This window comes from Streptococcus sp. 53, from assembly GCF_013276565.1.
Lineage (GTDB): Bacteria > Bacillota > Bacilli > Lactobacillales > Streptococcaceae > Streptococcus.
Genome location: NZ_VMLG01000012.1, coordinates 1 through 23854, shown reverse-complemented (window position 1 = coordinate 23854; position 23854 = coordinate 1). Strand labels below are relative to the sequence as shown.

At 38.6% G+C, this 23854-nt stretch carries 25 protein-coding genes and 1 pseudogene; 19 read left to right on the top strand and 7 right to left on the bottom strand.

All coding sequences use genetic code 11. The features are described 5' to 3' along the window. The first annotated feature begins 10 nt into the window (after positions 1-10). From infA to HT722_RS04155, 10 genes are all read left to right on the top strand, one after another. A complete protein-coding gene (gene infA, locus HT722_RS04200) occupies positions 11-229 on the top strand; it encodes a translation initiation factor IF-1 (protein ID WP_001029883.1) in 219 nt (72 codons plus the stop codon). A 24-nt stretch (positions 230-253) separates the two neighbouring features. Next, positions 254-370: a 50S ribosomal protein L36 gene (rpmJ, locus tag HT722_RS04195; protein ID WP_001808836.1), complete on the top strand. Its 117-nt coding sequence runs from the start codon at positions 254-256 to the stop codon at positions 368-370. A gap of 17 nt (positions 371-387) precedes the next feature. Beyond that, positions 388-753: a 30S ribosomal protein S13 gene (rpsM, locus tag HT722_RS04190; RefSeq protein WP_000090781.1), complete on the top strand. Its 366-nt coding sequence runs from the start codon at positions 388-390 to the stop codon at positions 751-753. 17 nt (positions 754-770) lie between these two features. Then, complete coding sequence (rpsK, locus tag HT722_RS04185; RefSeq protein ID WP_001118385.1) at positions 771-1154, top strand: 30S ribosomal protein S11; 384 nt, start codon at positions 771-773, stop codon at positions 1152-1154. Between the two features lie 42 nt (positions 1155-1196). Then, positions 1197-2132 carry a DNA-directed RNA polymerase subunit alpha gene (locus HT722_RS04180; RefSeq protein WP_000568988.1) on the top strand — a complete coding sequence of 312 codons (936 nt, stop codon included), beginning with the start codon at positions 1197-1199 and terminating at the stop codon, positions 2130-2132. A gap of 11 nt (positions 2133-2143) precedes the next feature. Beyond that, on the top strand, positions 2144-2530 hold the full coding sequence (gene rplQ, locus HT722_RS04175) for a 50S ribosomal protein L17 (protein WP_000331493.1): 387 nt from the start codon (positions 2144-2146) through the stop codon (positions 2528-2530). Between the two features lie 263 nt (positions 2531-2793). Next, complete coding sequence (locus tag HT722_RS04170) at positions 2794-3060, top strand: ACT domain-containing protein (RefSeq protein ID WP_125454366.1); 267 nt, start codon at positions 2794-2796, stop codon at positions 3058-3060. A 9-nt stretch (positions 3061-3069) separates the two neighbouring features. After that, positions 3070-4407, top strand: a complete 1338-nt coding sequence (locus HT722_RS04165) for a PFL family protein (protein ID WP_173213304.1) — start codon at positions 3070-3072, stop codon at positions 4405-4407. A gap of 17 nt (positions 4408-4424) precedes the next feature. Next, positions 4425-5906, top strand: a complete 1482-nt coding sequence (locus tag HT722_RS04160; RefSeq protein ID WP_173213306.1) for an N-acetylmuramoyl-L-alanine amidase family protein — start codon at positions 4425-4427, stop codon at positions 5904-5906. A 232-nt stretch (positions 5907-6138) separates the two neighbouring features. Further along, on the top strand, positions 6139-6831 hold the full coding sequence (locus tag HT722_RS04155; RefSeq protein ID WP_173277737.1) for a histidine phosphatase family protein: 693 nt from the start codon (positions 6139-6141) through the stop codon (positions 6829-6831). A 102-nt stretch (positions 6832-6933) separates the two neighbouring features. Here HT722_RS04155 and HT722_RS04150 read toward each other — a convergent pair whose 3' ends face one another. From HT722_RS04150 to HT722_RS04130, 5 genes are all read right to left on the bottom strand, one after another. Then, positions 6934-8592 carry an iron ABC transporter permease gene (locus HT722_RS04150; RefSeq protein WP_173277735.1) on the bottom strand — a complete coding sequence of 553 codons (1659 nt, stop codon included), beginning with the start codon at positions 8590-8592 and terminating at the stop codon, positions 6934-6936. Continuing rightward, positions 8582-9673 carry an ABC transporter ATP-binding protein gene (locus tag HT722_RS04145; protein WP_164226674.1) on the bottom strand — a complete coding sequence of 364 codons (1092 nt, stop codon included), beginning with the start codon at positions 9671-9673 and terminating at the stop codon, positions 8582-8584. Before HT722_RS04145 ends, HT722_RS04150 begins: the two co-directional genes overlap by 11 nt. A gap of 12 nt (positions 9674-9685) precedes the next feature. Next, the gene (locus tag HT722_RS04140; RefSeq protein WP_173277733.1) at positions 9686-10732 is read right to left on the bottom strand and encodes an ABC transporter substrate-binding protein; all 1047 of its coding nucleotides are present in this window, start codon (positions 10730-10732) and stop codon (positions 9686-9688) included. 111 nt (positions 10733-10843) lie between these two features. Continuing rightward, a complete protein-coding gene (locus HT722_RS04135) occupies positions 10844-11617 on the bottom strand; it encodes a response regulator (RefSeq protein ID WP_000475410.1) in 774 nt (257 codons plus the stop codon). Continuing rightward, complete coding sequence (locus HT722_RS04130) at positions 11610-13259, bottom strand: histidine kinase (RefSeq protein ID WP_173277731.1); 1650 nt, start codon at positions 13257-13259, stop codon at positions 11610-11612. The genes HT722_RS04135 and HT722_RS04130 overlap by 8 nt, the downstream gene beginning before the upstream one ends. 147 nt (positions 13260-13406) lie before the next feature. Between HT722_RS04130 and leuS the strand changes: the two genes are divergently transcribed. From leuS to HT722_RS04105, 5 genes are all read left to right on the top strand, one after another. Beyond that, entirely contained in the window at positions 13407-15908 is a 2502-nt protein-coding gene (gene leuS, locus HT722_RS04125) for a leucine--tRNA ligase (protein WP_173277730.1), read from the top strand. 177 nt (positions 15909-16085) lie between these two features. Then, the gene (locus tag HT722_RS04120; protein WP_173277728.1) at positions 16086-16541 is read left to right on the top strand and encodes a MarR family transcriptional regulator; all 456 of its coding nucleotides are present in this window, start codon (positions 16086-16088) and stop codon (positions 16539-16541) included. Positions 16542-16596: 55 nt separating this feature from the next. Further along, complete coding sequence (locus HT722_RS04115; RefSeq protein ID WP_173277726.1) at positions 16597-17829, top strand: acyl-CoA thioesterase/BAAT N-terminal domain-containing protein; 1233 nt, start codon at positions 16597-16599, stop codon at positions 17827-17829. 297 nt (positions 17830-18126) lie between these two features. Beyond that, positions 18127-18822, top strand: coding sequence for a GNAT family protein (locus tag HT722_RS04110; RefSeq protein WP_173277723.1), 696 nt, complete (start codon positions 18127-18129; stop codon positions 18820-18822). 11 nt (positions 18823-18833) lie between these two features. After that, on the top strand, positions 18834-19250 hold the full coding sequence (locus HT722_RS04105) for a GNAT family N-acetyltransferase (RefSeq protein WP_173277721.1): 417 nt from the start codon (positions 18834-18836) through the stop codon (positions 19248-19250). Positions 19251-19830: 580 nt separating this feature from the next. Here the strand turns inward: HT722_RS04105 and HT722_RS04100 are convergent. Beyond that, positions 19831-19923 (bottom strand): type I toxin-antitoxin system Fst family toxin, encoded by a 93-nt coding sequence (locus tag HT722_RS04100; RefSeq protein WP_000970294.1) that lies wholly within the window; start codon positions 19921-19923, stop codon positions 19831-19833. Between the two features lie 115 nt (positions 19924-20038). Between HT722_RS04100 and HT722_RS04095 the strand changes: the two are divergent. Both HT722_RS04095 and HT722_RS04090 read left to right on the top strand, forming a co-directional pair. Continuing rightward, positions 20039-20494, top strand: a pseudogene (locus HT722_RS04095) (helix-turn-helix domain-containing protein); the annotation flags it as partial. A 228-nt stretch (positions 20495-20722) separates the two neighbouring features. Further along, positions 20723-21376 carry a DUF4352 domain-containing protein gene (locus tag HT722_RS04090; protein ID WP_173277718.1) on the top strand — a complete coding sequence of 218 codons (654 nt, stop codon included), beginning with the start codon at positions 20723-20725 and terminating at the stop codon, positions 21374-21376. A gap of 586 nt (positions 21377-21962) precedes the next feature. On the opposite strand, the gene HT722_RS04085 is transcribed toward HT722_RS04090, so the two are convergent. Further along, positions 21963-22055 carry a type I toxin-antitoxin system Fst family toxin gene (locus HT722_RS04085; protein WP_000969509.1) on the bottom strand — a complete coding sequence of 31 codons (93 nt, stop codon included), beginning with the start codon at positions 22053-22055 and terminating at the stop codon, positions 21963-21965. 132 nt (positions 22056-22187) lie between these two features. Between HT722_RS04085 and ruvB the strand changes: the two genes are divergently transcribed. Both ruvB and HT722_RS04075 read left to right on the top strand, forming a co-directional pair. Next, a complete protein-coding gene (gene ruvB, locus HT722_RS04080) occupies positions 22188-23186 on the top strand; it encodes a Holliday junction branch migration DNA helicase RuvB (RefSeq protein WP_345789574.1) in 999 nt (332 codons plus the stop codon). After that, positions 23167-23739 (top strand): nucleotidyltransferase family protein, encoded by a 573-nt coding sequence (locus HT722_RS04075; protein ID WP_173277716.1) that lies wholly within the window; start codon positions 23167-23169, stop codon positions 23737-23739. Before ruvB ends, HT722_RS04075 begins: the two co-directional genes overlap by 20 nt. Positions 23740-23854 lie beyond the last annotated feature (115 nt).

Genomic DNA, 23854 nt, shown 5'->3' with positions numbered 1-23854 from the left:
GTGCTTTTGCGTGGCAAAAGACGATGTGATTGAAGTTGAAGGCAAAGTAGTTGATACAATGCCGAATGCAATGTTTACGGTTGAACTTGAAAATGGACATCAGATTTTAGCAACAGTTTCTGGTAAAATTCGTAAAAACTATATTCGTATTTTAGCGGGAGATCGTGTTACTGTCGAAATGAGTCCATATGACTTGACACGTGGACGTATCACTTACCGCTTTAAATAATCGAAAAACTTGGAGGGATAAGAAATGAAAGTAAGACCATCGGTCAAACCAATTTGCGAATACTGTAAAGTTATTCGTCGTAATGGTCGTGTTATGGTAATTTGCCCAGCAAATCCAAAACACAAACAACGTCAAGGATAAGATAGAAAGGAGAAAACATGGCTCGTATTGCTGGAGTTGACATTCCAAATGACAAACGCGTAGTAATCTCATTGACTTATGTTTATGGTATCGGACTTGCAACATCTAAGAAAATTTTGGCTGCTGCTGGAATCTCAGAAGATGTTCGTGTACGTGATCTCACATCAGATCAAGAAGATGCTATCCGTCGTGAAGTGGATGCAATCAAAGTTGAAGGTGACCTTCGTCGTGAAGTAAACTTGAACATCAAACGTTTGATGGAAATCGGTTCATACCGTGGTATCCGTCACCGTCGTGGACTTCCTGTCCGTGGACAAAACACTAAAAACAACGCTCGCACTCGTAAAGGTAAAGCTGTTGCGATTGCTGGTAAGAAAAAATAATATAGGAGGTAAAAGTCTTGGCTAAACCAACACGTAAACGTCGTGTGAAAAAGAATATCGAATCTGGTATTGCTCATATTCACGCTACATTTAATAACACTATTGTTATGATTACTGATGTGCATGGTAATGCAATTGCTTGGTCATCAGCTGGTGCTCTTGGTTTCAAAGGTTCTCGTAAATCTACACCATTCGCTGCTCAAATGGCTTCTGAAGCTGCTGCTAAATCTGCACAAGAACACGGTCTTAAATCAGTTGAAGTTACTGTAAAAGGTCCAGGTTCTGGTCGTGAGTCAGCTATTCGTGCGCTTGCTGCCGCTGGTCTTGAAGTAACAGCAATTCGTGATGTGACTCCAGTGCCACACAATGGTGCTCGTCCTCCAAAACGTCGCCGTGTATAATCATCGCATTACACTGCTTTTCGTTTAAGAGGGAGTAACTAAATGATCGAGTTTGAAAAACCAAATATAACAAAAATTGATGAAAATAAAGATTATGGCAAGTTTGTAATTGAACCACTTGAACGTGGCTACGGTACAACTCTTGGTAACTCTCTTCGTCGTGTACTTCTAGCTTCTCTACCAGGAGCAGCTGTGACATCTATCAACATTGATGGTGTGTTACATGAGTTTGACACAGTTCCAGGTGTTCGTGAAGACGTGATGCAAATCATTCTGAACATTAAAGGAATTGCAGTGAAATCGTACGTTGAAGACGAAAAAATCATCGAACTGGATGTTGAAGGTCCTGCTGAAGTAACAGCTGGTGACATTTTGACAGATAGCGATATTGAAATTGTAAATCCAGATCATTATCTCTTTACAATCGGTGAAGGTTCTTCTCTAAAAGCGACTATGACTGTTAACAGTGGTCGTGGATATGTACCTGCTGATGAAAATAAAAAAGATAATGCACCAGTTGGAACACTTGCTGTAGATTCTATTTATACACCAGTTACAAAAGTCAACTATCAAGTGGAACCTGCTCGTGTAGGTAGCAATGATGGATTTGACAAATTAACCCTTGAAATCTTGACAAATGGAACAATTATTCCAGAAGATGCTTTAGGGCTTTCAGCACGTATTTTGACAGAACATCTTGATTTGTTTACAAATCTTACTGAGATTGCTAAGTCAACTGAAGTGATGAAAGAAGCTGATACTGAATCTGACGACCGTATCTTGGATCGTACGATTGAGGAACTGGACTTGTCTGTGCGTTCATACAACTGTTTGAAACGTGCCGGTATCAATACTGTGCATGATTTGACAGAAAAATCTGAAGCAGAGATGATGAAAGTACGAAATCTTGGACGCAAGAGTTTGGAAGAAGTGAAACTCAAACTCATTGATTTGGGTCTTGGATTAAAAGATAAATAAAGGAGGAATACATGGCTTACCGTAAACTAGGACGCACTAGCTCACAACGTAAAGCAATGCTTCGCGATTTGACAACTGACCTTTTGATCAACGAATCAATCGTGACAACTGAAGCTCGTGCTAAAGAAATCCGTAAAACTGTTGAAAAAATGATTACTCTAGGTAAACGTGGTGATTTGCATGCACGTCGTCAAGCAGCTGCTTTCGTACGTAATGAAATCGCATCTGAAAACTATGATGAAGCAACTGATAAGTACACTTCTACTACAGCACTTCAAAAATTGTTCTCAGAAATCGCACCTCGTTATGCTGAACGTAACGGTGGATACACTCGTATCCTTAAAACTGAACCACGTCGTGGTGATGCAGCGCCAATGGCGATCATCGAATTAGTATAAATCATCAATTTTGTTGAGTGTTATGATGATGGAGTCTTGTGCTCTTAGTCTAGCTCTGGTCTACCGCTAGGATTTCGGTCCTAGCGGGAACACTCATCATAAGTTGGGATAGTAGACGCTTGTTTACGAAATTGTTTTTTTCTTAAGAACAACTTCGTAAGCAGGCGTTTTTGAGTATTTTCGTTAGAATTATGCTATACTATTTGAAAAGAATCCTGTTTAATGTTCAGGTTTCCTATTAAAAGAAGAATTGGAGTTTGCTTATGAAAGCGATTATAACTGTTGTTGGTAAAGATAAATCTGGAATTGTTGCAGGTGTTTCTGGTAAAATTGCAGAATTAGGTTTGAACATTGATGATATTTCTCAAACTGTCTTGGATGAATATTTCACGATGATGGCTGTCGTTTCTAGCGATGAAAAGCAGGATTTTACCCATCTTCGTAATGAATTTGAAACTTTTGGTCAAACTTTGAATGTGAAAATCAATATTCAGAGTGCAGCAATTTTCGAAGCTATGTATAATATCTAGGAGGTGCACATGGATATTAGACAAGTTACTGAAACCATCGCCATGATTGAGGAGCAAAACTTCGATATTAGAACCATTACCATGGGGATTTCCCTTTTGGACTGTATTGATCCAAATATCAATCGTGCTGCGGAGAAAATTTATCAAAAGATTACGGCCAAGGCAGCTAATTTAGTGGCTGTTGGCGATGAAATTGCGTCTGAGTTGGGAATTCCTATCGTTAATAAGCGCGTATCAGTGACTCCTATTTCTCTGATAGGGGCAGCGACAGATGCGACGGACTACGTGGTTCTGGCAAAAGCGCTTGATAAGGCTGCGAAAGAGATTGGAGTGGACTTTATTGGTGGTTTCTCTGCCTTGGTACAAAAAGGTTATCAAAAGGGAGATGAGATTCTCATCAATTCTATTCCTCGTGCTTTGGCTGAAACGGACAAGGTATGCTCGTCAGTCAATATCGGCTCAACCAAGTCTGGTATCAATATGACGGCTGTCGCAGATATGGGACGTGTTATCAAGGAAACGGCAACTCTATCTGATATGGGGGCAGCTAAGTTGGTTGTATTCGCTAATGCTGTTGAGGACAATCCATTTATGGCGGGTGCCTTCCATGGTGTTGGGGAGGCAGATGTTATCATCAATGTCGGAGTTTCTGGTCCTGGTGTGGTGAAACGTGCCCTGGAAAAAGTTCGTGGAGAGAGCTTTGACGTAGTAGCAGAAACGGTCAAGAAGACTGCCTTTAAAATCACTCGTATCGGTCAATTGGTTGGTCAAATGGCCAGTGAGAGACTGGGTGTGGAGTTTGGTATTGTGGACTTGAGTTTGGCGCCAACTCCTGCGGTTGGAGATTCTGTAGCACGTGTCCTTGAAGAAATGGGGCTAGAAACAGTTGGTACGCATGGAACGACGGCTGCCTTGGCTCTCTTGAATGACCAAGTTAAAAAGGGTGGAGTGATGGCCTGCAACCAAGTCGGTGGTTTGTCTGGTGCCTTTATTCCTGTTTCCGAGGATGAAGGAATGATTGCTGCAGTGCAAAATGGCTCTCTTAATTTGGAAAAACTAGAAGCTATGACGGCTATCTGTTCTGTTGGTTTGGATATGATTGCCATTCCGGAGGATACACCTGCTGAAACCATTGCGGCTATGATTGCAGATGAAGCTGCAATTGGTGTTATTAACATGAAGACAACGGCTGTTCGTATCATTCCAAAAGGAAAAGAAGGCGATATGATTGAGTTTGGTGGCCTATTAGGAACTGCACCTGTTATGAAAGTCAATGGGGCTTCGTCTGTTGATTTCATCTCTCGTGGAGGACAAATTCCAGCACCAATTCATAGTTTTAAAAATTAAGAAAATAGGAGAAATTGATGAAAAAAGAAATGAAACGTGCTTTAGTAGCTTTAGGACTGTCGACTTTACTAGTCCCAACTTTTGCCAATCAAGTAGTTTATGCGCAGGAAGAAAGCCATGAAACTGCTACTCAGGTAACTTTAGAACTTTTTAAAAATGAAGTAGAGAAAATTAAGAAATCTTATAAAGAATTTTTAAGTAAGAATAAAGAAAAATTATCAAATGAAGCGGATCAAGTAGACAGGAGTATCCTTTCTTTTTCTCAGGATGATATAAAAACAATTAAGAATAATGCTATAGAAAGATTTAATAAAGAACATCAATCTTTTTTAGAAGAGATAGAAAGAGTGGAGAAAGAAGCATTAGAGACTTCAAAGGATTTCCAAGGTGCTTTAAATAGATTGTATAATTCTATGAGTTACCGTATTAACAGAAATTTTGATTCTAGTTATAGAATAAAAACAGAAGCTTTAAATCTAGTAATATTAAAGAAAAAGGAAAATCTGATTCCAAAAATAAATAACAATCAAGATTATACGGCTAAAGAAAAATCAAATGTGTTAAAAAACCTTGAGTCTACAAGTGAATTTAAAAACTTTGAATCTGATAATTATTATGATAAGAGAAGTGTAAATGAATATTTAAAGAGTCTTATTCCGATTGTGTCAGATGAGTTTCATATCTATATATCACTTCCGACAGAGAGATATTTTAAAGAAATTAAAGCAGTTGCTTTTATGGAGAAAACAGCTATTAGTAGTGATGATTCTCTTTCTAAATCTGAGAAGATCGCTTTATTGAATAATGTTGAGGACATATTAGAAGAGGGACTAGCAAAAATTGGGACACACTCTGTTGGTTATATTCCTGACAATGGAACCGATATTGTTAATATGCTCTCCCCTGAAGAGTTATCTGTATTTACTAAGCGTATCGAAGATGTTTACCAAGGAAAAGCTAAGCCTAAGGTGACAAAAGAAGAGGCTATTCAAGCAGTTTCCACTGTTACATCAGCCACAGTTTCATCTTCATCTCAGTCTATCGTTACCTCTAATGGAGAGGCTAAGAAAAATCATCAAGCAAGTAAGTGGTTTAAAGAGTCTGGCAAATGGTATTATAATGACCTTTCGGGTAACCTTGTAAGAAACCGCTGGGTAGGCCGTTATTATCTAAAAGCAGATGCTTCAATGGCTGCTAGTGAATGGATTTATGATGAAGATTATAAGAGCTGGTTTTATGTAGATTCAACTGGTAGTTATGTGGAGAAAGCTTGGCAGGGCGAATACTACCTAAAACGTGGCGGTTACATGGCTAAGAGTGAGTGGGTATTTGATTCTCAGTATGATAGTTGGTATTATCTGAACCAAGATGGTAAGTACGCTCGTAACCAATGGATTAAGGATGGAGATAAGTGGTATTACTTGTTAGCTGATGGGAAATTGGCAAAAAATATGACCATTAATGGCTATAAAGTAAATGAAAAAGGTGAGTGGGTATAATTTTTTAAGTTCTATTTAAGGTTATCTGTGTATACTATAATCATTAAATAAAGACCTCCTAATATTATTTGAAACAGATAACACTGATTTAGTTTGAATTTGATTTTCATCTAATATCTTTATTTAATAGAACTCCTAAACTTTTTCATAATAATCTCCTGCAAAAGTCACCTGTCTGGGTGGCTTTTGTTTTATCATCCATGATATAATAGAAACAAATGGAGGACGGAAAATGGTAAAAGTACGATTGTATTTGGTACGTCATGGCAAGACTATGTTTAACACGATTGGTCGAGCGCAAGGTTGGAGCGATACTCCCTTAACGGCTGAAGGTGAGAGAGGGATTCAAGAGTTAGGAATCGGTTTGCGAGAATCTGGTCTACAGTTTGAGCGCGCTTATTCCAGTGATTCTGGTCGCACCATTCAGACTATGGGAATTATTCTTGAAGAACTTGGTTTGCAGGAAAAAATCCCTTATCGAATGGACAAGCGGATCAGAGAATGGTGTTTTGGTAGCTTTGACGGAGCTTATGATGGTGATCTTTTCATGGGCATTATTCCTCGTATCTTTAATGTGGACCACGTTCACCAATTGTCTTATGCTGAACTGGCTGAGGGCTTGGTAGAGGTTGATACAGCTGGTTGGGCTGAAGGTTGGGAAAAACTCAGTGGCCGAATCAAAGAAGGCTTTGAAGCGATTGCCAAAGAAATGGAAGAACAAGGCGGGGGCAATGCCCTTGTCGTCAGCCACGGAATGACCATTGGAACCATTGTTTATCTGATTAATGGCATGCATCCGCATGGTCTAGACAATGGTAGCGTGACGATTCTTGAATATGAGGACGGCCAGTTTAGCGTTGAAGTTGTCGGCGACCGTAGTTACCGACAACTAGGACGTGAGAAGATGGAGGAAGCCTCTATTTAATCAGTTTAGACTTGCTTGCTAGGAACTAGGGATTTGATAGGAATATCAAGATAAGAAAAAACAGCCGAGGGTAATCCTTTCGGCTGTTTTTGATGGGGAAAACTAAAGTGTAATGCTATTGCTTTTAGAGATTTTCATAAACAAGAGCAAGGAAGCTACTGTTAGAATAGTCAAGATAGTTGACAAGGCTGCGGCTACACCATAATTCCCTCTGAGAACCTCTGTATAAATGGCTACAGTCATTGTTCTTGTTTTGACATTGTAGAGGAGGATAGAAGTAGAGAGTTCTGAAATCATTGTGACCCAAGATAGGATGGCTCCAGAAATAATACCAGATAGCATCATTGGAGTTGTAATCTTGGCAAAGGTATTGAGACGACTACTTCCTAAGCTTTCCGCGGCTTCTTCAATACTTGGGGCTATTTGTTGCAAACTAGCAACAGATGAGCGAATAGTATAAGGTAATCTTCTGACAGATAGAGACATAATCAAGATGAAAGCAGTTCCTGTAATCATAAGAAATCCACTTCCAAATAGGCCAGTATTGAAGGAAGAAATGAAGGCAATCCCTAGAACGGTTCCTGGTACAATATAAGGGACCATACTGAGGCTGTCAATTAAGTTTGTAAACAAATTCCGTTTTCTAACGGCTAGGTAGGAGATAAATGTTGCGAATAAGACAACTAGGACTAAGGCAATCAAAGGGATACGAATGGTATTGAAAATAGCAGAGCCCATACGATTGAAAGCCACCTTGTAACTGTTTAGAGAATAGCCTTTAACAAATACCATACCTGATGTTTTTAGGAAAGAGGTATAAATCAAGTAGATTTGAGGTAAAACAGAGATAAAGATAATTCCGTAGACTGTTGCATAAATGGCAGCCATTTTTCCTTTTGTAGTTTTTTTAGGCTCAATTGGATGGAGCGAATTCATGCTGAAACTGTAGCGGTTTGCAATGTGTTTTTGGATAAGGAAAATTGTCAAGGCAATGATAATCGCCATAATTGCTAAAGCAGATGCAAAAGCAGAATTTCCTCCAACCTCGCTAATAAATTGTGTATAAATCAGGACAGGGAAAGTTCGATATCCTTCACCAATTAACATAGGCGTTCCAAAGTCTGAGAATGCTCTCATAAATACAAGCAGGGCAGCAGCTAGTAAGGTTGGAACTAGGAGAGGTAAAACAACCGTTACGATACGCTTAAATCCGAAAGACCCCATGCTTTCAGCAGCTTCAAGTAGAGAATTATCAATACTTTTCATTGTCCCAGCAACATACAGAAATACCAGTGGGAATAGCTGCAGTGTAAAGACAAGTACAATTCCTTTGAATCCATAAATATCGATAGCTGGAAGATGAAGGGCATTTGTCAGGAATTTAGTAATGACCCCATTTCGTCCCAGCAAGAGAATCCAGGAGTAAGCTCCCACGAAAGGAGCTGACATAGAAGCAATGATAATCAATATTTGTAGAAATTTCTTTCCCTTGAAGTCATACATAGAGAAGAGATAAGCTAATAGGGTTCCTACAACTAAGGAAGTGACAGTAGCGGTAATGGAAACCTTGAAACTGTTGACAAGTGTCTCAGAGTAGTAGGCTTTACCAAAGAAAGTGACAAAATTAGCTAGTGAAAATTGTCCTTCATGTATGAGTGCTTGCTTGAGCACGGTAACGATAGGATAAACCAGAAAGACAAGATAGGTAAGAAAGATGAAGAAAGAGGAGGCTGTCCAAATATTTAGCTTTTTACGTTCCATGGTTGACTCCTTTTATCAGGTTTTGCGAACCATCTGCAGAAAAGACGTTTAATTTTTGGGTATTGATTCGTAGACGAATACGATCGCCTTTTTGTAGATCTTCTTCAAAAGTTGATTCTTCGCTAACTTGAATTTTTGAGGCAAAACCTGTCTCAATGAAATACTCCGTATTTAGTCCAAGATAGACGCTATCGCTAATAGTTCCTTCAATATCTCCAGATTCATCTTTGATAAACTCTTCTGGACGAATGCTTACATGAATAGCTTGTGCCTCAGCATGATCAAGAGCTGGCATTCGAAGGGCATAGCCATCTGAAAAGACGATATAAGCGCCGTCGCTCCGTTTTTCAAGAGTGGCAGGGATAATATTTGTGCGTCCGATAAAGGTTGCCACAAACTCATTAGCTGGTTTATGATAGAGTTCTTTTGGCCGACCGATTTGTTGGATGACTCCGTCTTTCATAACAGCAATTTGATCTGAAATAGCCATGGCTTCTTCTTGGTCGTGAGTTACATAGACGGTTGTAATTCCCACTTCGTGTTGGATTTCTCGAATAGCTTGACGCATATCCAAGCGAAGTTTGGCATCTAGGTTACTGAGCGGCTCGTCCATGAGGAGAACACTTGGATTAACCGCTAAGGCACGTGCCAAGGCGACACGTTGTTGTTGTCCACCACTGAGTTTATCGGGCTTTCGATCCGCATATTGAGCAATTTGCATGAGTTCAAGATACTTGTTGGTCTGTTGAATCAATTCTTCTTTTGGAACCTTCTTTTGCTTGAGACCAAAAGCGACATTATCTCGGACAGTCAAATGTGGGAAAATAGCGTAGTTTTGGAAAACCATGCCGATATTGCGTTTGCTGGGTTCCATATTATTGATTTTTGTATCATCGAAGTAAAATTCTCCGCCTTCGATACTGTTGAAACCTGCAATCATACGAAGAAGGGTCGTTTTCCCACATCCTGAAGGTCCAAGAAGGGTAAAGAGACTTCCTTTTGGAATTGTAATGTTCAAATTCTCAATAACAGGGACATCGTGGTAGATTTTTTTTGCGTTAATAATTTTGATCTCACTCATAGTGAACCTCTTTTACTGTTTAGATTGGATATCTGTAAAGACTTCGTTGTATTTCTTAACAATATCTGATTTATTCTTGATGACATAATCATAATCTTCAGTGAGTGTTTTGATTTTGTCAATTGGTTTCATGTTTTCGCTTGTTTTAGCATTTTTACGAACAGGACGGTTAGTAGTGGTTGTACCAAGTGTATCTTGTACTTCTTGAGAGATAATAAAATCGATAAATTTCTTGGCATTTTCCATATTTTTCGCTTTTTTAACGATAGCAGCACTAGCAGGTAGGAAGACGGTTCCTTCTTTTGGATAGACTACCTTAATGTTAGCTCCATCATTTAAGAGTTTAACCGCTGGATCTTCATAAGAGAGACCAACAGCCATTTCTCCGTCAGCAACTGCTTTATAGACACCAGATGAGCTTGATCCGATTTTACCATCAATAAGTGTGAAGAGATCTTTTACATAAGACCAGGCTTTATCGTCTGTGTAACCACCTTGAGATTGTAGCATATTTGTTAATTGAGCAAAGGCGCTAGAAGAGTTTGCTGGGTCAGCAGTTGCGATTTTTCCTTTTAGTTCAGGTTTGAGAAGGTCGCTATATCCTTCGATGTTCATGCCTTTCGTTAAATCAGGATTGACGATTAAAACACTACCATCTAGTGTATAAGGTGTAGAGTAGCCAGTTGTGTTTTGATATTCTTTGATAACATTATCATTTTCTTTTGAAGTATAGTTTTCAAAGAGTTCTCCGTGGGTAGCATATTGTGTATAAGAACCACCAAAGATGACATCAGCTACAGGAGCTTCTTTTTCTGACTCTAGTTTTTTGAAAAGTTCTCCAGTACCAGCTTGAATCAGTTCTACTTTGATACCATATTTTTCTTCAAAGGCAGGAATAGTTGCTCCAATTAAGCCCTCTGAGTTTGGTGAATAAACGACTAGCGAACCGCCGTCTCCTTTATCAGATGAACCGCCGTCGGCAGATTCATTAGAAGAACAAGCGGCAAGACCAAAAAGGGCTAGTCCGCAAGCAGCATAATACATCCATTTCTTTTTCATGATGGATACCTCCGTTGTGTTATTTAAGTTTATTTTAAAACAATGTAAGCGTTTTTAAAACCGATAATTCTATTCTATTAGAGTAAAATTCTCTACAAAAAGAAGAATAGCTTATTTTACTATTCTTCCGAGTGATTTCAATTCCTTTGGGGAAATATGGAGATACTTTTTAAATACTTTGGCAAAATATTTATAGTCTGAAAATCCAACTTGGTCAGAGATGTCGCTTAGAGGGGAGTTGGGAGATTCAGCCATCTTATCTATAGCTTGTTTCAGACGATATTGTAAGATATATTCATTTAGAGTCATGGGGAAGTCTTCTTTGATAACCTTATATAGATAGCTTTCGCTATAGTTTAAAGCTTCAGCAATAGTCGCAATCGTAAAATGCTCTGCATAATGCTTGTGGACAAAGGAAATAATTTGTTGAATGATTTGGTTTTGTGTATCAACCTGTTGGATAGAGGTGAGTAAAGTTTGATATTCTTCTAAAAAAGGAGTTTCTTGATAGGTGCTACCTTGTAATCGCAAAACAATGTTTTGAAGACATTCTGTCAATTCCTTGGTGTCAATTGGTTTGGATAAGAAATCAACTGCTCCATATTGCATGGCTTTTTTGGCGTTTTGAAAATCGTTATAACCTGATAAGATAACTTTTTCATAGGAGAGGGTACGAGTGGCTTCAAACATCATAAAAGCATCCATAATTGGCATTGTGATGTCTGTTAAGACAATATGAGGTTCTTTTTCTTGGATGAGTTTCATTCCCTCTTGACCGTGACTGGCAGTTCCTACGACTTGGATACCCAAGGCAGAGTAGTCTACGGCAATCTCTAGCCATTTTCGAATGAGGTGTTCGTCTTCTACGATAATGAGCTTAAACATGAGTTAGTCCTTTCGTTATAAATTTGACCCAAGTTTCTCCTTGGCGATTGACTCCTAAATCTAGCTGGACATCAGAAAAGAAATTGCTCAATCGTTTATAGCTGTTAACAATGCCATGCTGGGTATGAGGGCTTTCTAAAGAGTCTAAAATAGCGAGTCGCTCTCGTTTTGTGAGTCCTCCAGCATTATCCTTGACTAAAAAAGTTAGAGAATCTGATTCCAAGGTAATTTGGATATCAATATGAAGATCAATACGGTATTGCATCCCATATTTTATAGCATTTTCTACTAGAGGAAGCAAGAAAAGTTTAGGAATAGGCTGATTATCAACAGTTTCTGGGCAGACAATATCATAGGAAAAGTGCTCGAAACGAATCTTATGAATAATAAGGTAATCCTCTATAATCTTTAAATCTTGGCAAATGGTTGTTTCTTTTTCTAAATCGGTGATACTGTAGCGAAGAATGCGCGTGAGGTTTTGAATTAGGTCTTGTGTGAGGGCGGCATCCATTAAAGAAGTGATTTTAATCGTTTCAAGTGTATTGTAGAGAAAATGAGGATTGAACTGAGCTTCCAGCATTTTTCTTTCAAAAATCCACTTTTCTTTTTCTATGGTCAACATTTTCTGATGAAGTTGATCTAATTCATACAACATATTATTAATTTTTTCTGCCATAAACTCAAACTCATCACCTGTTTGTAGAGAAAGCCTTTTTTCTGCTTGTTTGGGAATTTCTTGAAGTTGGTAAACTAAGCTTTCAATAGGAACAGCGTTGTGTGTAGCAATCTTATGAGCAATTCGTCTTGCTTGCCAGAAGTAGAGGAAGAATATACATAAGGTGAGAATGGAGGCTAGGCCAAGTAAGCTAGGAATGGGAAAGAAGGATTGAAAAGTATAGATTGAAAAAATAGCACCGACTTTTTCTTTTTGAACAATAAGCGGTTCATTCGCATACCAGTGGGTGCGAGAGTGTAGGAGTTTTTCATCAAATTTTTCAAGAGTGGAACGAGTAAACTGATTTGTATTGTTGGAAAACATATTTCCAAAGCTATCGGTAATGATGTATTTGGAATTGATCATTGGGAAACTTGAGATGAAATCATTCTCATTTACGAAAGCAATAGTATAGGCCTTAACTCGTTGGTTTTGAAGTAGTGGTTTGATAAAGAGTGTGTAGTGTTGCTTATCTGAAGAGAGTGCAATTTTTTCTGTCACTTTTTCTTGAGAAGGATTTTGAATGAGCAGTTTTAGATAGTAGGGAGATAAAATACTTTCTTGATGATTTCGATTGGTACTAAATAGTAATTCACCTGTATCACTTAGGATAATGAGGTCAGAACTAAGTTTTAATTTAGCTTTTGTCTCGTAAAATAAGCTAAAGACTTCTCGCTCTGTGTGTTTGCCATCCAAAAATCCAGGAATCATTTTATGGTTCATAGTAGTCAGGAGCTCATTATTTGCTTCTTTCATTTCTTGAACCTGTTTGACAATCTGTCTCGTGTCTTTGGAGAGTTGCTGCTTTTGTAAAAAATAGGAAAAACCAAAAAGTAAAATGAGTAGTAAAAGAGAGGTCATAAAGGCTGCGATAGAGCTTCTATGGAGAATTTCTTTTTGGAGAGATTTTTTAAAGGAATGAGACATCTGCTACCTCCTTGGAAGGGTTTTCTGTTATAAGTATAGCAGTTTAAAAATTTTAGAGCAAGGTAAAATAGAAAAGTATAGAATAGAACGAGACCAAATTCCCTCAAAAATGGTATAATAGTAACATCACAAAATTGGAGAGAGACCATGAGTTTTTACAATCATAAAGAAATTGAGCCTAAGTGGCAGGGCTACTGGGCAGAACATCATACATTTAAGACAGGAACAGATGCATCAAAACCGAAGTTTTATGCTCTTGATATGTTCCCTTATCCGTCTGGAGCGGGACTGCACGTAGGACACCCAGAAGGTTATACTGCAACCGATATCCTCAGCCGTTACAAACGTGCGCAAGGCTACAATGTCCTTCACCCAATGGGATGGGATGCTTTTGGTTTGCCTGCAGAGCAATACGCTATGGATACGGGGAATGACCCAGCAGAATTTACAGCTGAAAACATTGCCAACTTCAAACGCCAAATCAATGCGCTTGGATTTTCTTACGACTGGGATCGTGAAGTCAATACTACAGATCCAAATTACTACAAGTGGACACAATGGATTTTCACTAAGCTTTACGAAAAAGGCTTGGCCTATGAAGCTGAAGTGCCAGTAAACTGGGTTGAGGAATTGGGAACAGCCATTGCCAATGAAGAAGTTCTTCCTGACGGAACTTCTGAGCGTGGAGGCTATCCAGTTGTCCGCAAGCCAATGCGCCAATGGATGCTCAAAATTACGGCCTATGCGGAGCGTTTGCTTAATGACTTGGATGAACTTGATTGGCCAGAGTCTATCAAGGACATGCAGCGCAACTGGATTGGGAAGTCAACTGGTGCCAATGTAACCTTTAAAGTCAAGGGAACAGACAAGGAATTCACAGTCTTTACGACTCGTCCTGACACCCTTTTCGGTGCTACTTTCACTGTATTGGCTCCTGAGCATGACTTGGTTGACGCTATCACAAGCCCAGATCAAGCAGAAGCAGTTGCAGACTACAAACACCAAGCTAGTCTGAAATCAGACTTGGCTCGTACAGACCTTGCCAAGGAAAAAACAGGTGTTTGGACAGGTGCCTATGCCATCAACCCTGTCAATGGCAAGGAAATTCCAATCTGGATTGCAGACTATGTTCTTGCTAGTTATGGAACAGGTGCGGTAATGGCTGTTCCTGCCCACGACCAACGTGACTGGGAATTCGCCAAACAATTTGACCTTCCAATCGTCGAAGTCCTTGAAGGTGGAAATGTAGCAGAAGCTGCCTACACAGAAGATGGCCTTCATGTCAATTCAGACTTCCTAGATGGACTCAACAAAGAAGACGCTATTGCCAAGATTGTGGCTTGGTTGGAAGAAAAAGGCTGTGGACAAGAGAAGGTTACCTACCGTCTCCGCGACTGGCTCTTTAGCCGTCAACGTTACTGGGGTGAACCAATCCCAATCATTCATTGGGAAGATGGAACTTCAACAGCTGTTCCTGAAAATGAACTGCCGCTTGTTTTGCCTGTAACCAAGGATATCCGCCCTTCAGGTACTGGTGAAAGTCCACTAGCTAACTTGACAGACTGGCTGGAAGTGACTCGTGAAGATGGCGTCAAAGGTCGTCGCGAGACAAATACCATGCCGCAATGGGCAGGTTCAAGCTGGTACTACCTCCGCTATATTGACCCACATAACACAGAAAAATTGGCTGACGAGGATCTCCTTAAACAATGGTTGCCGGTGGATATCTACGTGGGTGGGGCAGAGCATGCTGTACTTCACTTGCTCTACGCTCGATTCTGGCACAAATTCCTCTATGACCTCGGTGTTGTTCCGACTAAAGAACCATTCCAAAAACTCTTTAACCAAGGAATGATTTTGGGAACGAGTTACCGTGACCACCGTGGCGCTCTTGTGGCTACTGACAAGGTTGAAAAACGTGACGGATCCTTCTTCCATGTGGAAACAGGAGAAGAACTGGAGCAAGCACCAGCCAAGATGTCTAAATCGCTCAAGAACGTTGTTAACCCAGACGACGTGGTGGAACAATACGGTGCTGATACCCTTCGTGTTTATGAAATGTTTATGGGACCACTCGATGCTTCCATTGCTTGGTCAGAAGAAGGTTTGGAAGGAAGCCGTAAATTCTTGGATCGTGTTTACCGTTTGATGACAACCAAAGAAATCGTTGCGGAAAACAATGGTGCTCTTGACAAGGTTTACAACGAAACTGTTAAGTCTGTCACAGAGCAAATCGAGTCGATGAAGTTCAACACAGCTGTTGCCCAACTTATGGTCTTTGTCAACGCGGCTAACAAGGAAGACAAGCTCTATGTGGACTACGCCAAAGGCTTTATCCAATTGATCGCACCATTTGCACCTCACTTGGCAGAAGAGCTCTGGCAAACGGTGACAGCAACAGGCGAGTCAATCTCTTACGTAGCTTGGCCAACATGGGACGAAAGCAAATTAGTTGAAGACGAAATCGAAATCGTCGTCCAAATCAAAGGAAAAGTTCGTGCTAAACTCATGGTCGCTAAAGATCTGTCACGTGAAGAATTGCAAGCAGTCGCTCTGGCTGACGAAAAAGTCAAAGCAGAAATTGACGGTAAGGAAATCGTGAGAGTGATTGCGGTACCGAATAAATTGGTTAATATTGTTGTGAAATAACCAATTTATTTGCTGATTTCCAACCTCAAACAGTTCCCCAAACTGTTTGAGCCAACTAAACTCGTTAATATCGTTGTGAAATAAGATAGAAATCCTTCAGAGTAGAATCTGGAGGATTTTTTAATTTGACAGAAAGTTTCTATTTTGTTAATATAATTAACAAAGAAAAGAGAGATTATGGATAAAAAAGAATTTATTACATTTAATAATCGTTTCAATAGGTTTATTTTAGCGTTTGAACAGTTAAAAAAAAATCAACATAAAATTAGTATTGACAAATCTATTACGTTGAATGAGGTACATTTGATTGTTGTGATTGGGGAAAATCAGCCCTTAAATCTAGTAAGATTATCTGAATTATTAGAAGTTTCGAGAAGTGCAATAACTCAAAGTGTTAGAAGATTGATTCAAAAAAATTTAGTTTTTTTTGATTTTGATTCGAATAATGGGAAAAATAAATATTTGAGATTATCTGAAAAAGGCATTGAAGTTTTTAAAATCCATAAGGAGCAACAAGCATATATTGAAGAATCGGTCTTTTCAGTTTTAAACAACTATAGCGAGGAGGAGCTTCAAACAGTTGTGAAATTGATGGATGATATTGAAAATGTATGGGGAGAATTACCGTGGTAAAAGTCACGGTAAATTTCAAACTTAGTTGTTAAGCATATTAACAAAAGGAGAAGATATGACTGTAAATATTGAGCTGATTCCACAAACAGATTTAGCGGATGAATCTTTTTATATTGCTATCAATGGTTTAGAACCAAGGGCAAAGTATTGTGTAGAAATGTACCTGTCTGATTATTACTGTATAAATGCACCCTTGCTTTTAGATCATGATGTTATATGGAAATCAACCGCAATTTTTTTATCTGATCAGGACGGTATGATTGATACCTCTCAGACAGCATCTATTTCGGGATCTTATAAAGGGATTTCAGAAATGGGATTATTCTTTAATGCGAAACCGTTGAGGAATAGGAAAAGGAGATTACCCAGTTCTCTTGATGGAATTCCATTGCGAGATCGTTTTGGTGTTGAAATTAAAATCAAGCTGGGGAAAGATGTGGTCGCGGAGAAAAGTTTTGTAAGGCGTTATATGAATCTGGGAATAAGGTATCAAGATATTTATGATAAGCATTTTCAAGGTCGATTATTTCATGATGAAAAGTTAAGAAAGGCGCCGGCCGTGATTATTGTTAGTGGTAGTGAGGGAAGAATTGAAAAAGCTCAGAACATTGCCCAACTTTTATCTTCTAGAGGCTATATTTGTCTTGCGATAGCTTATTTTGGTTTAGAGGGATTACCCCAAAATTTAGAACGAATTTCAATAGAATGTCTGGAGGAAGCGAAAGATTTTCTATATCATCATCCTCAAGTTGATAATACAAAAATAGGAATATATGGTCGATCTAAAGGAGCAGAGCTTGTTCTGGCTGGACAAAGTATTTTGGATGATGTGCAATGTTTAGTACTCAATTCTCCCTCAAATGTAATATTTGAGGGAATAAAGGGAAAACTTAATTCTAATTCATCTTCTTGGACATATTTACAAAAGGAACTTCCTTATCAAAAATTTCAGTTAGGAGATTATTTGTTAAACAAGTTTTTTGGAAAACATATTCCTGAAGATAGTAGGGCTCAGATTGATGTGAGTAAAATTTCCTCCCCTTTATTATTACTAGGAAGCGATGTTGATGAAATATGGAATGCATCATCCGCGATAGATGATATCATTTCACATTATAAAGGGGAATCCATTTTGTTTAAAAAATACCATGAAACAGGGCATATGTTGACGGTTGCTTATCAACCGAATCATCGTTATCGAAAAGATTGGCGCTTATTAATGAAAGAAAGTGTAGACTCTTGGCTTGTTACGATAAATTTTTTTGATACACATCTGAAGAATTTGTAGATAGTGCTGAACCGTACTATAATAGTCCTAACTAAGATAAAAACACAGTTCTGGTTGGTAGTCCAGTCTATAAAAGCAAACACTAAAACAAGAGAAATTTGAATACAAACAGTAAAAAATAGAGAGAAGCATAAGGAGCATTAACTCACTCACTCCCATATTTGATTATTCCTCCATAAAGTGGATGGATGATTTTTATAAGAGGAGTTTGCATTATTGAATAGAAAACCAAGTGTTTCCTAAAATTTTCATTGAGATATGTTATACTATATTCAATAAGTGAATAAGGAGAAAGTTATGCCAGTAAATGAATATGGTCAGATGATTGGTGAGTCAATGGAAGGTTATACACCCGGTGCACTGCCTTCTATTGATTTCTTAGAAGGGCGTTATGCTCGAATAGAGGCTCTCTCGATAGAAAAGCATGCGGAGAATTTATTAGCTGTTTATGGCCCTGATACGCCTCGGGAGATGTGGACCTACCTCTTTCAGGAACCAGTGGCAGATAGGGAGGAGCTGGTTGCCCTTTTAAATCAGATGTTGGCTCGTAAGGATCGTTTTTACTATGCGATTGTAGACAAGGCAACTGGTAAGGCTTTGGGAACTTTTTCTCTCATGCGCATTGACCAGAATAACCGAGTAATAGAAGTGGGAGCTGTCACTTTTTCTCCAAAACTCAGGGGGACACGGATAGGGACAGAAGCTCAGTATCTCTTGGCTTGCTATGTCTTTGAGGAGCTTAACTATCGTCGCTATGAGTGGAAATGCGATGCTCTTAACCTGTCATCAAGACGAGCAGCGGAGCGTTTGGGATTTGTCTACGAAGGAACCTTCCGTCAGGCAGTGGTTTATAAGGGGCGTACAAGGGATACGGATTGGTTGTCTATGATTGATAAGGACTGGCCAAAAGTCAAATCTCGTTTGGAAACATGGTTGGCGCCTGAAAATTTTGATAAAAATGGACGGCAGTACAAGAGCTTGAGAGAATTCTAAGAGGTGATGACATGATAACTATTAGAAAGCAAGAAATTGTCAAGCTAGAGGATATTTTGCATCTCTATCAGGCAGTAGGTTGGACAAATTATACCCATCAACCTCAGATGCTGGAGAAGGCCTTGTCTCATTCATTAGTGATTTATCTGGCGCTTGATGGCGATGCTGTGGTGGGCTTGATTCGTTTGGTTGGAGATGGATTCTCATCAGTATTGGTTCAGGATTTAATCGTTTTACCTAGCTATCAGCGCCAAGGAATTGGTAGTGCCCTAATGAAAGAGGCTTTAGAGGATTACAAAGATACCTATCAAGTCCAGCTGGTAACAGAACAGACAGAAAGAACCTTGGGCTTCTATCGTTCTATGGGCTTTGAAATCTTATCCACCTATAATTGTATAGGGATGACTTGGACGAATCGAGAAAAATAACAAAACTTGTTTTTTCTTAAGCAAAGTTTAAGGATGGTCTAGTATTATATAGTCATTAAATAAAGACCTCCTAACTTTATTTAATGAAATCCTAAAACTTTTTTTCATCATAATCTCCTAATGAAGCCACCCAATCAGGTGACTTTTTTGCGTGAGTAGCTGATGGTGATAGAGATTTTTTGCAAAATAGTAAAATATGAGAAAAGTTAAGCTAGTTTTAAGCTTCGTCTTGTATCATATAGTTATTAAATAAAGACCTCCTAACTTTATTTAATAAAATCCTAAACTTTTCTTTTTCATAATAATCTCCCTTAACTCCACCCAATCAGGTGGAGTTTTTTTGCTTTATTTCAGGCTTTTTGGGACTATTCTAAAAATCATTTTTGATAACTTTCTCCCAATCTTATAAACTTTATTGGACAGATTATAAAGTTGAAGAAGCTGAATGGGTGAAGTTGTAAAGTTTTGACAAATTTTGTGAACTATGGGATAATGGAGAGGAATTAAGGATTAGTTCTATATCATGGACTAGAAAAGACCCCAAGCTCACGACCAAATAAGCTTGGGGTCTTTTTTGACACTATCTATCTTTGTTTAGCCATTTATCGACTAAGCGAAGGATGACACCGACCACAATCGGTCCGATGATAGTTTTAAGGATTAGTTCCATCATGGGCTATCTCACCTCCTTTCGTAGGCGGTGTAGCAGTGCCGTAGAATATTATACCACAAAGTAATCTACTCTCTCATACTATACTAAAGTCAAAAAACATCTTATAATAGTAGTTATGAAACTTACAAACGAAGAAACACAAAAAATTGAAAAACTCCTGAGAGATTCATCGTACGCCAAATATCACAAACGTCTACAGATTATTTATTTTCGCTCAAAAGAAAAGAGTTATAAGGAAATCATGGATCTGATAGGTTGCAATAAAACAACTGTTTGTAGGAATTTGAAAAAATACAAGGAGTTTGGTTTAGAAGCTCTTCTTCAAGAGACCCGTGGTGGACGTCATAGAGAATATATGACTTACGAAGAAGAACAAGCATTTCTAAAACGTCATATAGAAGCTGCTCAGGCTGGGGAATTTGTAACTGTCAATCAGTTATTTGAAGCCTATCAAAAAGAGATTAGTCGCACTTCTACACGCGATGGTTTCTATTATCTCCTGAAACGCCATGGTTGGCGAACGGTCACTCTTAGAGATGAACATCCCAAGAAGGCAAACGCTCAGACAATTGAGTATGAACAAGAATCACCTCATTTGTCTTAGAGTGCTATATTTTAGAAAAATTGAAATGGCAAAGTTCTTTTGAGATAATTTTGTTAGTTGAAATTGTTTAGCTAGGCTCAGTGATTGAAACTTTTTAAATCGCATTTATTTAAAAAAATTAAAATTACCCCCAAAATGCTTTTTTTTTTTAGGAAATATAATATAATAGTTGAAAAAGATTAAAGGAGATTTCTTATGGCTAAGAAAATCAAAGATGAAAATGGGAATGTATATGTGAAAAAAACACCTTTTTATAAAAAATGGTGGTTCATATTGATTGTTATTATTGTTGTATTTGGTGTAGTTAAAGGTGGAAGTGGAAGTAATTCCACTAAGCAGGAAGTTGTATCTAGTTCAAGTGCGCAAACAACAGCATCAGAAGAAACTGCTCAAACAAAGGCAACAGAAAAAAATAAAAATAAGGAAGAGGAGACAAAAGCTAAGGCAGAGAATAAAATCGGAGAAGTTGTTAAAGTTGGAGATGTTGAATATATCGTGAATTCAAAATCTCTGTCTCAAAATGTTGGAGGAGAATTTGGCAAAAACGCAAATGGTATTTATTTAATTCTGAATGTGACGGTAAAAAATAATGGTAAAAAATCTATAACTGTTACGGATGATTTCTTTAAGCTTTTAAAAGATGATACAGAGTACTCAACTGATAGTACAGCTGGTATCTATGCAAATCAGGAAGCAAAATTCTTTTTGTCAGAATTAAACCCTGAAAATAGTATTACAGGAAATGTGGTATTTGATGTGAATACGGAGACTGCAGATGCTTCAGGCTTACAGTTACAAGTACAAACAGGTGTTTTTGGAACTCAAAGAGGAAAAATTAGTCTAGATTAGTCTGAATTAAAAATGCAAAATGTCTATTTTTTAGTAGATGTTATGCATTTTTTCTTATTCTTTACATTTGTTTTTATGTTATGGTTTTAAAAAATTAGTAATCTAGGAATTATGTTGAAGTGGAGAAAATGGTGCAAATTGTATTTTGAAACTTTATCCACCTATAATTATATGAGAATGATTTGGATAAACAGAGAAAAATAATAAAACTTGTTTTTGCTTAAGCAAAATTTAAGGCTGGTCTAGTATTATATAGTCATTAAATAAAGACCTCCTAACTTTATTTAATAAAATCCTAAACTTTTCTTTTTCATCATAATCTCCCTTAACTCCACCCAATCAGGTGGAGTTTTTTTGCCTCTATTTCAGGCTTTTCGGGAGTTTTCTAAACATCATTTTCCGATAACTTTCGCAATCTTGAACGTCTTGTTGTACAGCGGTTAAAGCTTGAAAAGCCGAGAATATAAACCTTTGACAAATTTTGTGAACTATGGGATAATAAAAGGGAATTAAGTATTGTGTCTATATCATAGGCTAGAAAAGACCCCAAGCTAACTTCCACATTAAGCTTGGGGTCTTTTTGACACTATTTGTCCTTGTTTAGCCATTTATCGACTAATCGAAGAACGACACCGACCACAATTGGTCCGATGATAGTTTTAAGTATTGTATCCATCATGGGCTATCTCACCTCCTTTCGCAGGCGGTGTAGAAGTGCCGTAGAATATTATACCACATATGTGCTAAACTTAGGAGTCACCAATCCAGTGGCTTTTTTGTTTGTGGCTTGTTTTTTTGCTATAATAGGAGCATGAGTAGAATTTTAGATAATGAAATCATGGGTGATGAGGAGTTGGTAGAACGTACCCTCCGTCCCCAATATTTACGTGAATATATCGGTCAGGACAAGGTCAAGGATCAGCTGCAAATATTTATCGAAGCCGCAAAAATGCGGGATGAGGCGCTGGACCATGTTCTTTTGTTTGGCCCTCCAGGACTTGGGAAAACAACCATGGCTTTTGTCATTGCCAATGAACTGGGAGTCAATCTCAAGCAAACTTCTGGTCCTGTCATTGAAAAAGCGGGTGACTTGGTAGCTATTTTGAATGATTTGGAACCTGGTGACGTCCTCTTTATTGACGAGATTCATCGCCTGCCCATGTCGGTGGAAGAGGTACTTTATAGTGCTATGGAGGACTTTTACATTGATATCATGATTGGGGCTGGTGAAGGCAGTCGCAGTGTTCATCTGGACTTGCCACCTTTTACTTTGATTGGTGCGACGACCCGTGCGGGGATGCTTTCTAATCCTCTGCGGGCACGTTTTGGGATTACAGGTCATATGGAATACTATGCCCACGCTGACTTGACAGAGATTGTTGAGCGGACGGCAGATATTTTTGAGATGGAAATCACCCATGAGGCAGCTGCTGAGCTGGCCTTGCGCAGTCGAGGAACTCCTCGTATCGCCAATCGTCTCCTCAAGCGCGTGCGCGATTTTGCCCAGATAATGGGGAATGGCTTAATTGATGATGTCATTACGGATAAGGCCTTGACCATGCTGGATGTTGACCATGAAGGGTTAGACTATGTGGATCAAAAAATCCTTCGTACCATGATTGAGATGTACGGTGGTGGTCCTGTCGGTTTAGGAACTCTTTCTGTTAATATTGCCGAGGAGCGTGAGACGGTAGAGGACATGTACGAGCCCTACCTCATCCAAAAAGGCTTTATCATGCGAACTCGTTCTGGACGGGTGGCGACTGCTAAGGCATATGAGCATTTGGGGTATGAGTACAATGAAAAATAAACAAGAAATCTTAGATAGTGTTAGAGAAAATCCTGACATGATGTCTATTCTGACGATCATCCGAAACCTGAAATTGACAGATTCCTGGTTGGCAGCAGGTTCTGTCAGAAATTTTATCTGGAATCTCTTGTCAGACAAATCCCCTTTTGACTGTGAAACAGATGTAGATGTGATTTTCTTTGATCCAGATATTTCTTATGAGGAAACCTTTTCCCTAGAGAAAAAGTTGAGAGCGGATTTTCCTCAGTATCAGTGGGAATTGAAAAATCAGGTCTATATGCACCAGCACAGTCCTCACACTTCTCCCTATACCAGTTCTCGTGATGCTATGAGTAAGTATCCAGAACGATGTACGGCTGTTGGATTACGCTTGAATGAAGAATCCGATTTTGAACTCTATGTACCTTATGGTTTGGAGGATATTTTAAATTTTCAAGTTCGTCCAACTCCTCATTTTTTAGAGAATGAAGACCGAATGGAATTTTATCGAACACGTCTATCCAAGAAAAATTGGCAGGAGAAATGGAAAAATTTGATTTTTAAAAATACTTAAGGAAACTTTAAGCTAGGAAGTGTATACTAAGTCCATAAGTTAAGAAGACCTTAACTTAAACTCCTAAAACTTTTTCATAATAATCTCCCTATAAAAAATGGCTCTTTGTCAACTG